Origin of the sequence: Corynebacterium sp. SA-MJD20WY100 (assembly GCF_039822565.1) — a bacterium.
GTDB classification, from domain to species: domain Bacteria; phylum Actinomycetota; class Actinomycetes; order Mycobacteriales; family Mycobacteriaceae; genus Corynebacterium; species Corynebacterium phoceense_A.
In genome coordinates, this window is record NZ_JBCJKS010000007.1 from 36,848 (window position 1) to 52,478 (window position 15,631).

The following is a 15,631-nucleotide window of genomic DNA, read 5'->3' on the forward strand; positions in this document are numbered from 1 at the left end:
AGGCCACGTAGTGCAGGTCCTTCGGCACGAACGCGTGGGCCGAGCACGCAGATAAGCCTGCGATCGCGGCAACGGCCGCCAAGGCCCAAGAGATGTGGCGCATAACGCCCAAGCTTAGGCCGCGCGAGCTCTCGTTAACTAAACGCGGCCTCGCCGGTAAGCTGCCGACCCAAGATGAGCGTGTGGATTTCCTCCGTGCCTTCGTAGGTCATAACGGATTCCAGGTTATTGGCGTGCCGCAGCGGCGAGTAGTCACCGGTAATCCCGTTGCCGCCGAAGATGGTGCGCGCCGTGCGGCAAATATCGATCGCGGTACGGCAGCTGGTGAGTTTGCCCGCGGAAATCTGCTGCGGGGTGAGCGTTCCCGCGTCCTTCGCGCGCCCCAAGTGCAGTGCGAGCAGCTGCGCTTGGTTCAAGCGCAACGCCATGTCCACCAGCTTTTGCTGCGTAAGCTGGAACGCCGCGAGCGGCTTGTCGAATTGCTTGCGCTCCTTCGCGTAGCTTAAAGCGGCCTCGAGCGCATCCCGCGCAGCACCCAACGCGCCGAAGGTAATTCCGAAGCGTGCCTCGTTGAGGCACATGAAGGGGCCCTTGAGGCCGGGATTCTCCGGAAGGAGGGCATCGGCAGGCACGCGCACGCCGTCCAAAGAAATGTCGCACTGGATGGACGCGCGCATGGACAGCTTCTGTGTAATCGGCGTCGCGGTAAAGCCCCGCGTATCTGTGGGCACGATGAACCCGCGCACCGTGCCGTCGACCTTCGCCCAAATAATCGCAACCTGGGCCACGCTAGCCAGGCCAATCCAGCGCTTGGCGCCGTCGATGACCCACTCATCACCGTCCCGGCGCGCCGTGGTGAGCATGTTCGCCGGGTCCGAACCGGCGGTCGGCTCCGTGAGCCCGAAGCAACCGATGACCTCACCCCGCGCCATACGCGGCAACCACTGCTGCTTTTGTTCCTCCGAGCCATGCTTATAAATCGCGGACATCGCCAGCGACCCCTGCACCGAGCCCACCGTGCGAATGCCGGAGTCGCCGGCCTCGAGCTCCTGCATTGCCAGCCCGTACTCCACCGCCGTCTTACCCGGGCAGCCGTAGCCGTCCAGGTGCATGCCGAACAGTCCCTCTTCCGCGAGCTCCTTGAACAGCTCAGTAGGAACAATCGCCTCCTCAAACCACTGCGCGATGTTGGGCTTAATCCGCGCCTCCACGAAGGCACGCACGCGGTCGCGCGTCGCGATTTCCTCGGGGCTGAGCAGCCTTTCTACATTGACGAGATCCGTAGGAGTAGTCATGCGTCACATTCTAACTACACTGAGCGCTGTCTCACACGATTTCTGCCCGCACCGCCTCCGCCATCGCCTGCTGCCCCGCCGCCGTGGGGTGCATGGGGTACGAGCCCGTGGCCTCGCCCGTGAAATCCACCCACGGCTCCGCCGAGCACCCAGTGTGCTCCCCCGCGCCCGCCGGCATCACGTACGTCGCGCCATGCCTCTCGGCGGCCGCGCGCACTTCCCCGTTGATGCGATTGATCTGCTCCGCGAGCCACGCCGCGTCGGGCACGTCCGTACATGCGTCGTTGAGCAACGGCATGTACCCCGTGGCGACGACGCGCGCACCCGGTGCTCGTTGTTCAATCGCCACGTACACATCGTCCAGCCGCGCTGGCAGCTCTTCAAGCTCGCCCGCCACCTTCTCGCGCAGCCCCGCCGGGCACGCGTTCTCGAAGCACCGCGTCATGTCGATGAAGCTCACATCGTTGCCACCGATGCTCAGCGTCACCAGGTCCGTCTCTTCCCCCAGCGCCGCCACCTGCGGCGAGCCTTCCGATGCCGCCGTCCCCAACGCCGTCTTCTCCCCCACGTCCGCGGTCACGGCGCCTTGGCACGACGCGTTGACGAAATCTTCCACTCCCAGCGCGTCCGCAAGGAGAACAGGGTACGAATCCGCCGCGACGGCACAGGGGTCGCCGGGATCCGTGACAGCGCGCGAACCCATCGCGGCGTAGGAATCCCCGAGTGCGACATAGTGCACCGGCTCAGGCGCGGACGCCGACTCCGACACGCTCGGCGACGGACTGGTTGAACAACCGCCCAGCGCCACGCATGCGAGCGCGACGAGTAGGCGGCGGCGCATCACGATTACCGGAAGGTACCGCGGAAGTAGTACTTGGGTCGCGCCACGGACGGTGCCGCAACGTCGATACCCAAAGAATTTGCGGCGGCCTGGGGCCAGCTGGGGTTGTAGAGTGCAGCACGGCCGACAGCGACGGCATCGGCAGTCTCGGAGCTCACCAGGTAGCTAGCCAGGCGGGGATCGGTAATCATGCCCACCGCGATGGTCGGGATGTCTGCCTCCTCGCGGACCATACGTGCGAAAGGCGCCTGGTAGCCGGGGCCCGTCGGAATATCCGTTATGACATTGCCGCCCGTGGAGACGTGCATGACGTCCACGCCGCGTTCCTTGGCGGCACGGGCAAGTTCCACCGTGTCAGCCACGCGCCAGGAATGAGCGTCGTCTTCAAGCCAGTCCGTGGCGGAGACGCGCATGATGAGCGGGGTCTCCTCGGGAACCGCGGCGCGGATCGCCTCGATGACCTCGAGTGCCAACAGCTGGCGGTTCTCGCCATAACGATCAGTGCGCTGATTCGAGATAGGATCGAGAAACTGGTGAATGAGGTAGCCGTGCGCGCCGTGAATTTCCAAGGCGTCAAAGCCCGCATCCACAGCTCGGCGCGCGGCTGCGGCAAATGCCTGCGGAATGGCCGCGACCTCCTCGGTCGTCAGCTCGCGAGGCACGGCGAATCCCTCACCGAAAGAGATAGCGGACGGCGCGACCGGCTCCCAGCCGCTCTCGCTTTCTGGCACCGTGCCGTTCGGCTGCTCCGGCAACATGGGATATGTCGAGGCCTTGCGGCCAGCGTGACCCAATTGAATACCGGCCTTAGCACCCATCGCATGGATGATGTCCGTGACCTGCGACCACGCGGCGACCTGTTCGTCGTTCCAGATACCAGCATCACGCGGGGAAATGCGGCCCTCTGGCACGACGGCAGTGGCCTCCGCGATGACCAGCCCGAAACCACCAGCAGCACGCGCACCATAATGCACGCGGTGCCACTGCCCCACCACGCCATCTTCGGCGTCTACCGCGTATTGGCACATGGGCGGCAGGACCACACGGTTCTTCAGTTCCAGGTCGCGAATGGTCCAAGAGCTAAACAAAGTGTTCGACATTGGCGCCAGGTTACCACCGGAATGCGCCACCGCTACGAGCGTGATGCTGGGATTAAAACAGCGGAATCCCCGGTTGCTCCGCAAGCTCCGCACGCAGCGACGGATTCGTCATGATGCACAGCCCTGCAGCAGTAAAACGCACGCCGCCCAGTGGACTGGACGAGGTAAAGAACTTCGCGCACTGGTCCACCTTGCCGAAGGCACCCGGGTACACGTCGCTCGGCGAGCCCATCGAATATACCGACGCCACCGACATCGCGACCGGGTCGCCGCGGAGCGCATTCGAACTCCCCTTAATGCCGGTCCACAGCACGGCGCCCAGCGGATCGGTGCTCCACTGGTCGCGTTCCTGTTGCGTCATATCGGACGATTGAGCAGTCGCAATTGGGGAAGAAAGGGCAATGACCGAGGAAGCTGCGGTGAGAACCACCATGAGAACAGAACGCATACGTCGGGCGTAACTAATGACAGTGAGCTTCACTGGGGTTTGAAGAATCGAGCGCAGTCTCGCATTTTCTCTTTCCCTCAAAACTCGATGCAGATTTGCTGCCAGCGGCGAAGAATGTCCCCGGAGCCCATGGCTCACGGGGACATTCTAGACTTTGACTTTTAATGAATCACGCTACGCGTGCTGCTCAGCACGGTCATGCTCGGGAATTACCGTGCCAAAGCACCACCCCGCTACGAAGAGTGCGGGCACACCGGCAAGGATGATGCCAGCGATGAGGGTGCTATCGACCAAGACCGAGAGGTTGGAGGCAACGAGGTAGAGCGCCACGGCAAGTCCCACGGCGGACAGCTGCGGGGCAATGGTGCTCTGCCAGAGGTTCAAATTCAGATCCTGGCGCCCACGGAAGAACGCGATGATAGCTGCGCTGGTGAGCAGCATGAGAACGACAATGCTGAATGTCGCTACGCCAGAGAACCACGTAAAGACTTGGAGCACTGGGTCGAGTCCAACCAGGGCACATGCGAGGACGAGGACGCTGGCAGTAAGAGACTGCACCAGAGACGACAGGTGTGGGGATTCGTACGTGTCGTGCACGCGGCGCAGCTGACGCGGCAGGCCGCGCTTGTGTGAAATGGCATGTTGGTAGCGTGCAAGCACGTTGTGGAAGCTCAGAACCGCGGCGAAGAGACTGGTAATGAGGAGGACCTGAACCACGTGTCCGGCCCAGGGACCGAGGTAGTGCACGGCGGTGGCCATAACGAGGCCTTCGGGATCCTCGGACGCGGCGGCCACGACGGCATCGGTTCCCCACGCTTGGACGATGGCCCATGCGGAGACGGTGTAGAAGATTCCGATGATAGCGACGGAGATATACGTGGCGCGCGGGATCACGCGGTCTGGATCCTTGGCCTCTGCGCGGAATACGGTGGTAGCTTCGAATCCGATGAAGCCAGCAAGGGCGAGCATGAGTCCGATGCCCGGAGCGCCGGAGCCGATGGCGTCCGGCGTGAAGGACTCGAGGTTTAGGCTCTGAGCGGCTGCGCCGCGCCCCACCACGAAGACGTCGATGAGGACGACGATGGCGATCTCGGAGATGAGCAGAACACCTAGCGCTTTGGACGACAGCTCAATGCGGCGATAGCCCAGAAAGCCCACCACGGCGACCATCGCGAGGGTGTAGATCCACCAGGGCAGCGCGATAATTGGCGCGCACAGCGCGGCCAGCGACGCCCCGAGGTAGCCGTAGACCGAGAGCTGAATCGTGGTGTACGTCAGCAGGGCAAGGTACGCGGTACCGATTCCGGGTTTGCGGCCGAAGGCGGCTTCGACATAGGAGTAGAAGGCACCGGGCTCGGCGAGGTGTTTGGACATCGTCGTCAGCCCGACGGAGAAGAGGCCTAAGAGAATGGCGGAGACGGCGTACATGGCAGGGTACCCCGGACCGTTGCCGAGAGCGATCCCCAGCGGAAGCGCGCCGGCGATGACAGTGAGTGGGGCGGCAGCAGCGACCACCATGAATACGATGGAACCGGTACCGAGGCTGCCTGCGTGTAATTCAGTATTGGGTGACTCGACCCTTGGGCGCGAGAGTGTAATAGACATAAGAGGCTTCCTTAGAAAGAAGTAACGCGGGCCCGTGTGGACCCGCGTGGTGGTTTATGCTGGCACGGCGTGAGTGTGCGCCGCGATGGAAAACTCTTCCGCGTTATACAGCGGCGGAGTCTGGCCGAGCGCCAGCTGAGCACACAACTGGCCGTAGATGGGGGCGAACTTCATCCCACGTCCGCTCATCCCAGCGGCGACGGTCACGGCGCCAAACGTGTCGATGATCGGTGTGTTGTCGGCAGTGAAGCCGTCGTGGTGCACAGAGGCGCGCGGCACGCCCTCGAAGAAGCCCGGTATGGACGAGCGTACGTCTGCGCTGGCCTCGGACAAATAGTCCTGCGGAACCGTAAGGTCCAAGTCGGCAACGCTATCGTAATCGGGGCCCATCGACCCGTTGGTGACCTTGACGCTGTAGCCGTCCAAGCTGGGCGCACCGAAGGTGTGATGTAGCGTGCCGTCCGGATCGCGCATGTCACGCAGGAAGACAGGCAGGCTGGTGGGAGTAAAGGAATCGATGTGTTCCGGGGCGAACCACGTGAGGAAGACACGCCGGACGTTGATGAGACGTGCGGTCTCCTCCACAAGCTGTCCAGTCCACGAACCGGCGGTGCAGATAACGCGCTTGGCCACAATAAGCCCCGCCTCCGTTTCTATAATCACGCCCTTTGCTGTGTAATCAAGGCTCAACACCGGCGTGTTATCCATGATTTCTGCACCGAGTTTCTCCGCCTGCTTTTGCGCAGTCGCCACCGCCAGCTCGGGGCGAATTCCGCCGCCGTTGGGGTCGACGATGCCGACGTCGTCCGGCAGGTAGTCGAACTGCGGGTAGCGCTCGCGAAGTTCCTCGCCCGAGAGCATTTCGTAGTCCAGATCGTGCTTGTCGATGGCGGCGAGAGTAGCCGCGATTTCCGAGCTATCGGCCGCGCCGATGCTCAAGGCGCCGGCTGGCACGAACACGTCACGGCCGGAGAGCTCGTTGAGCTCCAGCCACAACGGCCGCGCGGCGCGAGCCAGTTCGATGTACTTATCCCCTTCCTTGAGCGCCATGCGGTACAGGCGCGATTCGCCAGCATAGGAGCCGAACGGATGCAACCGACCGAACTGCTCCAGACCGAGGATCGATGTCCCCTCCGGGGCCGCGCCAGCGAGTTGCCAGAGGGCCATCGATCCCACGGATCCCAGGCCGACAACCGCGTAGTCAACGTCGCGAATCACATTGCTCATCGTCGTACCCTTCCTACGCCAGCGCCGGCTCGTCCCAGAAGGTGAGCATGCTGCCGATGCCCCTCTCCCGCGCCCGGTCGTAGCACTCCTGCGCCCAAGCCACGTCTTCGACGGGCATTCCGCCCACGGACATGATGATGATATCTTCGTCGTGAGTCCGACCCACGGACTTTCCCGCGGCGACCTCGCGCACGACGTCTGCGATGTCCTCCACCTTACCGTCCGGCAATGCACCGGACTTTTCCATCTGTAGGAACTTATTGCCGATAATGCCGACGGTCTCGAAAGCATCGGGGGCGTATTCTTCCTGCCATGCTTCGTAGAGGCCGCGGTAATCGACAAGCAAGCGCACGCCGTCGCTGGCCAAGAACTCATCGTCCATGTTCGTCATCGCTGGCAGCGCCACAAAAGCCCCGGGCTTGAGCCATTCGTGTTTGAGGAACGGGTAGTTCTCCGAGCCTGCTGGCGCTGTGGTCGTCACGGTGACGAGATCCGAACCTCGCACTGCTTGTTCTTCGGTATCAACGATGACAATGTTCTTAATCTGCGGCACCTCGCGACGTACCCACTCCACAAAGCTTTCAAGCGATGCCTGACCGCGGCCCTTGATCTTCACCGTATCGAGAAGCGGGCATACCGCCGCAAAGGATGCCACGGCAGTCTTGCCCATCACGCCCGGGCCGACCACGCCGGCGACCTTCGCGTCCGGTCGCGCAAAATACTTGGCGCCCACACCCGGCACCGCACCTGTGCGATACGCGGAAATTAGGTTTGCGCTCATCATCGCCTTGGGCGCGCCGGTCACCGTGTCGTTGAGAATGAACGTGTGGATGGAGCGCGGCAGACCCACCACGCGGTTCTCCACGTTCGAGCCATACCACTTCACGCCCGTCGCGCGAAAGCGACCGCCAATGTACGCCGGCATCGCCATAAAGCGGCGATCCGGGCCGTCTGCGGGCATCCCCTCGTGCACCGGTGCTTCGGGAAAGGAGACCATCGCGCCGTGCGAGGCACCGTTGGCTCCCGCCATGCGGAAATCACCTTCGCCGAGGCAGCGGAAGACTTCTTCCATCGTCTCCACACAGGCCGCCATATCCGTCACACCCGCGGCCACCATGTCCTGCTCGCTGAGGAACAATGTCCCGATATGCGCCGCAGAATCTACAGAAAACGCCGAGGCGGGGATGGGAGCTGCAATCGTCGTCGTCATGTACGTGCCCTTCTTTCATATCCGGTTTGCGATATATTTATTTCTATCGCATGACAGGTACTCTAGAGTGGAGCTTTCTATAGGTCAATAGAAACTAGGTCTTTTCATTCAAAATGCAGGCCAAGGGCCCAAGGCGGGCATGTGGCCACCACGAAAAACACGAAAGCCGCCTCAAAGAGGCGGCACGTGCAACAACGACTAAATCTGATGCTCCCCACTCAACAATTGCTCCACCGACTTAGCGCCACCGGCGGCGGCGAACTCGGCGCGGGTGGCATCGAGAAGCTCGGGATCGGCGAGAACGTCGAAGGCAGTCTGGGCGAGCCCCACGGCGGCATCGGCAGCGGCGGTGCGGGCGTTGTCGCTGATAGCCCATTCGCGGAAGGCTTCGGTATGCAGGGCGACATCGTCGGGCGAGACCTTGATAACGGGGTGGATACCGGGCACAAGGTGCGAGACGTTGCCAAAGTCCGTGGACGCAGCGAGGGTCTCCGGAACGACGCCGGCAGGCAAGGCAACACGGCCGCGCAGGGACTGCGTGCGCGCCCACCGCTGTGCGAGGGCCTCGTTGTTGCGCACCGGCAGTGACATGGGATTGAGGTCCCACTCGACGCGGTAGCCGCAGCCGGACATGAGTGCGGCACCCTGCATGATGTCGTCGACGCGGCGGGACAAATCGAGGAGGGTTTCCACCTCACCCGAGCGCACGTAGAGGTTGAGCGAGGCATGCCGCGGGATGACGTTGGGTGAATCGCCGCCGTCCTCGATAATCGCGTGGAGCCTATCCCCCGGCGGCATCTGTTGGCGCAAAAGTCCGAGGCCCTGGTATGCGAGTGTTGCAGCATCGAGCGCGTTGCGCCCCATGAATGGGCTTGCGGAGGCGTGCGCGGGCACGCCCTCAAACGTGATGGTGGCGCTGCGACGTCCCAGCCACACGTGTGAGGCGATGTCGTAGCCGAAGCCGTGGACCATCATCGCGCAATCGACGCCGTCAAAGGCGCCGCCGCGAATCATGTATTCCTTGCCCGTATGGCCCTCTTCGGCCGGGGTCCCCAGCACGACGATGCGCCCCGCGGGCACCGTCTCCATCCGCTGCAGCGCCGCGGTGAGCGCGAGGAACGCGCCCACGCCCGCGGCCGCAATGATGTTGTGGCCGCACGCATGACCGATGCCAGGCAAGGCGTCGTACTCGGCGAGGATAGCGACGGTGGGGTGCTTACTTTCGTCGAAATCGGGGCTTTGCCAGGACGCCTCAAAGGCGGTCTCCACGCCGTAGGCACCGCGCGTGACGGTGAAGCCGCGTTCTTCGATAATGTCCGCGAGCAAGGCGCAGCTGCGGTATTCCTCGAAGGCGGTCTCCGGATGTGCGTGAAGATCCGCCACGATGTGGTTGAGGGTGTCCGTGAGTTCGTCTGCGCAGCTCGCAATGAGCTCCCACGCTGCAGTGGGTGCGGTGGGGGCGACGGCGGCCTCAATGACGCGCTCGATATCGCCCTCGAGCTGACGATGCATCGCGTCGAGGTACGCCGTCGACGGCGGGGTGGGATGTTCTTCAGGTGAATCAGCCATGCATTATCCCTCGATCATAATTCCGTTGCCCGGCCCCAGCGGCAGGTCCGCGTAGAACCAGATGGCGAGCAGGATGGCCCATGCCGTGAAGAACGGGATGACGAAAGGAATAAGACGCGACATCAGCGTGCCCAGGCCCGCCTTCGGTTCGTAGCGCTGGAGAAGGCCCAGCATAACAATCATGTACGGGTTAAGCGGGGTGATGATCTGCGTCGCGGAGTCACCCACGCGGAACGCGGCCTGAATGAACGCTGGCTCATAGCCCAGCAGCGCGAACATCGGGACGAAGACGGAGGCCATGAGCGTCCACATGGACGAACCTGAGATGATAAGCAGGTTGAGCAGCGAGGCCAGCACAATGAACGCGAGGACCGCCGGGAAGCCGGTGAGCCCGATGGATTCGAGGAAGGCCGCGCCATGGACCGCCGTGAAGGTACCGATGCCGGTCCATGCGAAGAGTGCGACGAACTGGCCAAGGATGAACGCGAGGACGAGGAAGGACAGCATGTCCTTGAGCGAGCCAATCATCATGTCCACGACGTCCTTGACGTTCTTCACCGTGCCCACGATGCGGCCGTAGACGATGCCCATGACAAGGAAGCAGAGGAAGACGATGAAGACAATGGAGCTCAGAAGCGGCGACTTGGGCAAGTAACCGCCCGTCTCGTTGCGCCACGGGGAGTCCGGGATGAGCGCAGCGAAGAGGATAACCGCGGTGATGACGACGGCCGCGAGGACCGAGAAGATGAGGCCACGCATTTCCTGCTTGGACAGTTCGGCACTGAGCTCTTCGCCGTTTTCGTCGCGGTCGCCGCGCTTGGCGGCCTCCTCCGGGTTGATGTGCTCCTCGGTAGGGACCTCCTGCTGCCACATGCGCTTCTCAATGACCTTGTCGATGATGAAGCCGGCCACGATACCGAGGACAATCGAGCTCGTGATGTTGAAGAAGTAGTTACTCACCGCATTGACGTCCGCGAACTCAAAATTCGGCAGCGTCTGCATGACGGCGTTGGTGATTCCGGCGAAGAGGGCATCCAAACTCGTGGGCACGAGTGCCGTGGAGTAGCCCGCGCCGACGGCCGCGAAGCCGCCGATGAGCCCCGCGACCGGGTGGCGGCCCGCCGCCTTAAAGACCATCGCGGCGAGCGGCGGCACGACGACGAACGCGGCATCCGCCATGACGGACGCAGTAACACCGATGACGCCGACCGCGTACGGCAGCAGCGTGGGATGCGCCGAGCCGAAGAGCTTGCGAATGAGCGCGGAGAGCATTCCGGAGCGCTCCGCCACGCCGACCGCCAGCAGGATGGGCAGCACCGTGAGCAGCGGCGGGAAACCAATGTAGTTCTCGCCCAGCGTCGTGGTGAACCACGCCATGCCTTCGCCCGTAAACAGGCCCTTGATGGCCAGTTCCTCATCGCTGCCCGGCACCATGACCTTCGTGCCGTTCCACGCGAGGATAGACGAGGCTACCGCCGTGATGACGTAGAGAATGAGGAAGATAGTAAACGGCTCGGGCAGCTTGTTGCCCACTGCCTCCACGCCGTTGAGGAACTTATCGAGCCAGCCGCCCGATTGTCGTTGCGCGGCCTTCTTCTGGGAACGGTCCTCGGCGCGCGGCGTGCCTTCGGATGTCGGTGTTGCCATGGCTGGCTCCTTACATTCAGAGTCAATGACGTGACGGTAGAGACGAACTTCTTTCAATGTGATGCAAATTACTAACTATGTGCATGACTATAACCGACATCGCGCCGAAGTGTGCGAATTCTGCGAAGTTCTCTCCCCCATCACATCGCCCACTCCTCCCCGCCCGCACGTCAGGAGTTCCACATTGGAAGGAGAACCCTTCAGTAGAAGAAGTACGCAATGACATTTCAGTGGGACACCAAGGCTAAGGTCGCGATCATCGCGGGCGGCGGCGCGGGCATCGGGAAACTCCCCATCCCGATAGATAGTCTGGGCGAAAGGTGTGCCCCAGCGGGGAGAGGCATCCGTGACGTGGACAATGCGCAGCACGTACGGCATGACTACACATCGCACGGTAAATGGCCCTTCCAAGAAGGCCATAGCCGCAGGTCGCGCTCTTCGCGGAGAAAAGCGCAACCTGCGGCTATGGCCAACCTCAATGGGCCAAGTAGCGACTAGGAACTACCGGCTCGCGACTTCCAGCAGCTCCAGCACATGCTGGTACTCGTGTCCAGTCGCACGCGACAGACCGAGCTCGCAGGTGCGGTTGAGCGAGGCGTGGTGCGCGGAGTCGATCTCCGCGACCTCCTTCGCCTCCTCGCGCGTCGCCGAGGCGGTGAGCTCCGGGTGGAGCATGCCGCGGTCGCCGGCGTAGCCACAGCAGTTCCAATCCGCGGGGATGTGGACCTCGCGGGCGGCGGCCTTGGCGACGGTCTCGAGATCACCGATGATGTCGAGGTGCTTCGAGGAGCACGTCGGGTGCAGCGTAATCGAGGAGACCTTGTGCTTGACCTCAAGGGTGGGCAGGATGTGTTCCACCGTGAAAGCCACGGCATCGATGACGGTCAGGCCCGCGGCTTCGGCCATGGCCTTGAAGCCTTCGGAGCAGGAGGAGGCATCGGAAAGCACGGGCAGGCGGCCGTGATCCGTGGCGGCCATGAGGGAGGCTTGGACGCGCTTTTCCATGATCTCGTGGCCCTTCTTCATGCCCTTCGAGGTCCACGGAGTGCCACAGCAGAGCGCGTCGATGTCCTTGGGCACGCGGAGGCTCACGCCGGCGCGCTCGGCGAGGGCCACGAAGGCATCAGTAGCGCCGACGCCCGAGCCAGACGGGCCGAACATGGTGTTGACGCAGGCTGGGACGTAGACGGCGATAGGCTCGCCCGGCGCGCCGACGTGCTCACCCAGACGCGAGCGCAGCTTGCCGCCCTTGCCCAGCTCCGGCTGGTACTCGGGCATGATGTCCTCGCCCACCAAGGCACGTGCGACATCGGTGACCTTTTGTACCAGGCCAGTAGGCAGGACGTTGACGCCGGTCAAAGCCGCCGATGCCACCGTGGGCACCGCCGGCCACGCCTTCGCCGCCCCAGCCCACGCGGCACGGGTAACTTCTTGCTTGGCGCCGGTGCGCTGGGAGCGCAGCTTCTTCACGAACTTGCCGGTGTCGATGCCCACGGGGCAGGCGGTAACGCACATGGAGTCGACCGCACAGGTGTCGATGCCCTGGTACTCGTAGGCCTCGGCGAGCTCGTTGGCATCCTCTTCGCGGCCTTCGGCGCGGGCCTTGGCCATGGCGCGGCGCACGACGATGCGCTGGCGCGGAGTCATGGTGAGGTTGCGCGACGGACAGACCGGCTCGCAGTAGCCGCACTCGACACAGCGGTCGATGTCGATTTCGACTTCGTGGTTGAGCTTGATGTTGCGGATATGGGCCTCCGGGTCATCGTCGATGATGACGCCCGGGTTCATGGTGCCGCGCGGGTCGGCGGCGCGCTTGAGCTCCAGGTGTACGTCGTAGAGCTCGTCGCCGTACTGGCGGCGCACATAGGGCGCCATGGCGCGGCCGGTGCCGTGCTCGGCCTTGAGGTTGCCGCCGGCGGCGAGGATGAGGTCGACCATGCCCTCGTTGAAGTTGTTGTAGCGGCCCAGTGCCTCGTCGCCTTCGAAACGGTCCGTGAGCAGGAAGTGGATATTGCCGTCCTTGGCGTGGCCGAAGATGACGGCGTCGTCGTAGCCGTACTTTTTGAACAGCTCCTGGAGGGACTCACACGTCGGCGCAAGATCCGGAACTGGCACCACGACGTCCTCGAGGAGTGCGGTGGTGCCGGACTTACGAGCGCCGGCGACGGAGGCATAGAGGCCGTTGCGGAAGGCCCACGCCACCGCGCGGTCCACGCGGTCCTGGGAGAACTCCGCTGGTGCGCGCAGCGGCAGCTCACGCAGGAGCGCCGAGCCCTTGTCCTGGAGGCAGCGTAGTTCCTCTTCCTCGTTGGCGTGATACTCGATGAGCAGCGCGGCCTGCTTGTCCACGTCGAAGCCCGTGATTGCCGCAGGCACGCCCTTCAATTCCTGGCCCACGCGGATGGACGAGGAGTCCATGAGCTCCAGCGTCGCAGCGCCAGAATCCAGCAGATCCGGCAGTGCGCGCGTCGCGGAATCCAGGTCGTCGAAGACCGCAACCGTGGTGGTGGCGAACTTCGAAATCGGCACGGTGCGGAAGACAGCCTCCGCGACGAAGGCGAGGGTTCCCTCGGAGCCGATGAGCAGGTGCTCGAAGAGCTTGACCGGCTCGTCGAAGTCGAGGAAGGAGTTCAGGCCGTAGCCCATCGTGTTCTTCAGCCCGAAGTGGCGGCGGATGATGTCCACGGACTCCGGGTTGTCGTTGACCCGGCGGCGCAGGCGCTCCAGAGTCTCCACGAGCTCCGGCTCCTGGGCCTTGAACTGCGCGTTGGCGTCCTTGTCCGCAGTGTTGATCATCGTGCCGGACGGCAATATGAACGTCATGGATTCGAGCGTGCGGTACGTGTTGAATTCGGTGCCACACGCCATGCCGGACGAGTTATTCGCGACGACGCCGCCGATGGTCGCAGCCGAGCTCGAGGCCGGGTCCGGTCCAAGCTTGTAGCCCCACAGCTGCAGGCGCGCATTGACTTGGCGGACTGTCGCGCCCGGCTGCACGCGCACGCGCTTGCCTTGGTCGAGGACCTCGATGTCTTTGAAGTGGCGGCGGGTATCGACCAGAATGCCGTCACCCGAGGCCTGACCGGCCAGGGATGTGCCGCCGGAGCGCAGCGTCACCGGCTTAGCATCGCGCGCGGCGGCTTTGAACACCGCGGCGACCTCGGCCGCGTCTTTCGCGACGACGACGACCTCCGGCATGTTGTAGTAGTGAGAAGCGTCCGAAGCGTACTTCACGCGCTCTACGAGCTGCGTGCGAACATCCTCGGCGGGCAGGGACTTATCCAAAACGGGCATGGTCATATGCTTCATAGTAGAAGCTCACACCTGCTTGAACGATAAAGTACTGCCTTAGTTTTACCCCGCTTAGGGGAGCTGCCGCAGAGCCGCTTGTGGCCTTCTGCGTCTAGCCCAGCCCCTGCGCCGTCCAACCCGTGGGCATCACGTGCGTGTCGAGCAACGACTCGACCACACCGGCTTGGCCCGAGTTCACAATCTTGTCTGCCTGCGTGAAGAGGTTCTCTTCCTCTTTGTCGTTGTGTTTGCGCAGTTGCTCGGCCAACTCCGAGCCCAGCCCCTGCAGCGTGACTGCATCTTGTGCACCGCCAAGCTCCCCATCGATGTGGTCGAGCACCAACCACATCTGGGCGTGCTCCCGCGTCGAGGTCACCGCCCGCACGGAGCACGGCCCAGTGGCAACATGGGTATATGCCCTCGCCTAGCCTTATTGTCCTCGCCACCTTCGCCGCCCCACTTACCGATGCCCCCGGCCAAGCCTTTAGCCGTTGCTACAACCCCGCCCCGGCGTATCCGGCTAACCGCCGAGCCGCACTGACCGGGCAATATCCGCAGCGAGAAGCGACGAAGCGAATCACCGACGTATTCGCCGAGGCTGGCTGGACCGTCACCGAGGATCCCACCGCGCAACACGCTGGGCCCACATTCCTCTTGTTGGAAGAACCCGACCCCGCGATTCTCATAGACCTGCTCGACACGAACCCACAGTGCGTGCTGGCAGCCGTGACGCTCACAGGCGACCACACGACGATGTCGTTGCACTGGCCTGGCGTTGCCGAGGATGGCGACTGCGCCGAGCTCGTCTCGCCCCTTGATCTGGCACCGACGCTCGCGGCCATCGCCGGACTCGACGTGCGCCCTAACGCGCGCCTGTCCTTCGACGGACTCAATCTCGTGCCCGTCCTGCGCTACGGCGCGGCGGGACACGCGGCCCTGTTCTTTGACAACGGCATCCGCACCATCGACGCCTCTCTCATCGACGGCGAGGCCCACCCCGAAAGCCTGCGCGCGGCGCTCCAGGACGAATGGGACACCTGGCGCGGCTTTATGGGGTTCGGACCGCTGCAGTAGCGAGAGAGCAGTAACTAGATGGCCGGGCCCTCGGGGATTACCCACCACATGAGGGCGTAGGCCAACACTCCGGAGAACCCCATGAGGGTCAGCACGATGAAGATGATGCGAACCACAGCGGGGTCAACGTTGTAGGTCTCCGCGATGCCGCCGCAAACGCCTGCGACATAGCGGTCGGTCATCGAACGAGTAAGCCGGTTGTTCATGGTGGTCTCCTTGCTAGCTGTCCTGCCTAGTGTTGTCTGACACTTTTTATTCAACTCGAAGTAGAAGCCGTGCACATCCGGATTTACCCTGATTTCCACCCTGAACTTTACTCGCCGC

The 15,631-nt window shown here is 63.3% G+C and carries 13 protein-coding genes; 1 reads left to right on the plus strand and 12 read right to left on the minus strand.

Annotated elements, in window-relative coordinates:
- Nucleotides 1-134 precede the first annotated feature (134 nt).
- The 11 genes from ABJ196_RS05450 to ABJ196_RS05500 all read right to left on the minus strand — a co-directional run bounded on the left by ABJ196_RS05450 (nucleotide 135) and on the right by ABJ196_RS05500 (nucleotide 14,609).
- Complete coding sequence (locus tag ABJ196_RS05450) at nucleotides 135-1,295, minus strand: acyl-CoA dehydrogenase family protein (protein ID WP_347305562.1); 1,161 nt, start codon at nucleotides 1,293-1,295, stop codon at nucleotides 135-137.
- A gap of 31 nt (nucleotides 1,296-1,326) precedes the next feature.
- The gene (locus ABJ196_RS05455; protein WP_347305563.1) at nucleotides 1,327-2,136 is read right to left on the minus strand and encodes an SGNH/GDSL hydrolase family protein; all 810 of its coding nucleotides are present in this window, start codon (nucleotides 2,134-2,136) and stop codon (nucleotides 1,327-1,329) included.
- 5 nt (nucleotides 2,137-2,141) lie between these two features.
- Nucleotides 2,142-3,236 carry an NADH:flavin oxidoreductase/NADH oxidase gene (locus ABJ196_RS05460; RefSeq protein ID WP_347305564.1) on the minus strand — a complete coding sequence of 365 codons (1,095 nt, stop codon included), beginning with the start codon at nucleotides 3,234-3,236 and terminating at the stop codon, nucleotides 2,142-2,144.
- Between the two features lie 52 nt (nucleotides 3,237-3,288).
- Nucleotides 3,289-3,684 carry a hypothetical protein gene (locus ABJ196_RS05465; RefSeq protein WP_347305565.1) on the minus strand — a complete coding sequence of 132 codons (396 nt, stop codon included), beginning with the start codon at nucleotides 3,682-3,684 and terminating at the stop codon, nucleotides 3,289-3,291.
- 174 nt (nucleotides 3,685-3,858) lie between these two features.
- Entirely contained in the window at nucleotides 3,859-5,289 is a 1,431-nt protein-coding gene (locus ABJ196_RS05470; protein ID WP_347305566.1) for an APC family permease, read from the minus strand.
- A 54-nt stretch (nucleotides 5,290-5,343) separates the two neighbouring features.
- The gene (solA, locus tag ABJ196_RS05475; RefSeq protein ID WP_347305567.1) at nucleotides 5,344-6,516 is read right to left on the minus strand and encodes an N-methyl-L-tryptophan oxidase; all 1,173 of its coding nucleotides are present in this window, start codon (nucleotides 6,514-6,516) and stop codon (nucleotides 5,344-5,346) included.
- 13 nt (nucleotides 6,517-6,529) lie between these two features.
- Nucleotides 6,530-7,726 carry a tyramine oxidase subunit B gene (locus ABJ196_RS05480; protein WP_347305568.1) on the minus strand — a complete coding sequence of 399 codons (1,197 nt, stop codon included), beginning with the start codon at nucleotides 7,724-7,726 and terminating at the stop codon, nucleotides 6,530-6,532.
- Between the two features lie 198 nt (nucleotides 7,727-7,924).
- Entirely contained in the window at nucleotides 7,925-9,295 is a 1,371-nt protein-coding gene (locus ABJ196_RS05485) for a M20 family metallopeptidase (RefSeq protein WP_347305569.1), read from the minus strand.
- A gap of 3 nt (nucleotides 9,296-9,298) precedes the next feature.
- Entirely contained in the window at nucleotides 9,299-10,942 is a 1,644-nt protein-coding gene (locus ABJ196_RS05490) for an AbgT family transporter (RefSeq protein ID WP_347305570.1), read from the minus strand.
- A 501-nt stretch (nucleotides 10,943-11,443) separates the two neighbouring features.
- Nucleotides 11,444-14,242: an FAD-binding and (Fe-S)-binding domain-containing protein gene (locus ABJ196_RS05495; protein WP_347305571.1), complete on the minus strand. Its 2,799-nt coding sequence runs from the start codon at nucleotides 14,240-14,242 to the stop codon at nucleotides 11,444-11,446.
- A 103-nt stretch (nucleotides 14,243-14,345) separates the two neighbouring features.
- The gene (locus ABJ196_RS05500; protein WP_347305572.1) at nucleotides 14,346-14,609 is read right to left on the minus strand and encodes a hemerythrin domain-containing protein; all 264 of its coding nucleotides are present in this window, start codon (nucleotides 14,607-14,609) and stop codon (nucleotides 14,346-14,348) included.
- Nucleotides 14,610-14,647: 38 nt separating this feature from the next.
- Between ABJ196_RS05500 and ABJ196_RS05505 the strand changes: the two genes are divergently transcribed.
- Nucleotides 14,648-15,307, plus strand: a complete 660-nt coding sequence (locus ABJ196_RS05505) for a hypothetical protein (protein WP_347305573.1) — start codon at nucleotides 14,648-14,650, stop codon at nucleotides 15,305-15,307.
- A gap of 14 nt (nucleotides 15,308-15,321) precedes the next feature.
- On the opposite strand, the gene ABJ196_RS05510 is transcribed toward ABJ196_RS05505, so the two are convergent.
- Nucleotides 15,322-15,513, minus strand: a complete 192-nt coding sequence (locus ABJ196_RS05510) for a PspC domain-containing protein (protein ID WP_347305574.1) — start codon at nucleotides 15,511-15,513, stop codon at nucleotides 15,322-15,324.
- Nucleotides 15,514-15,631: the final 118 nt, after the last annotated feature.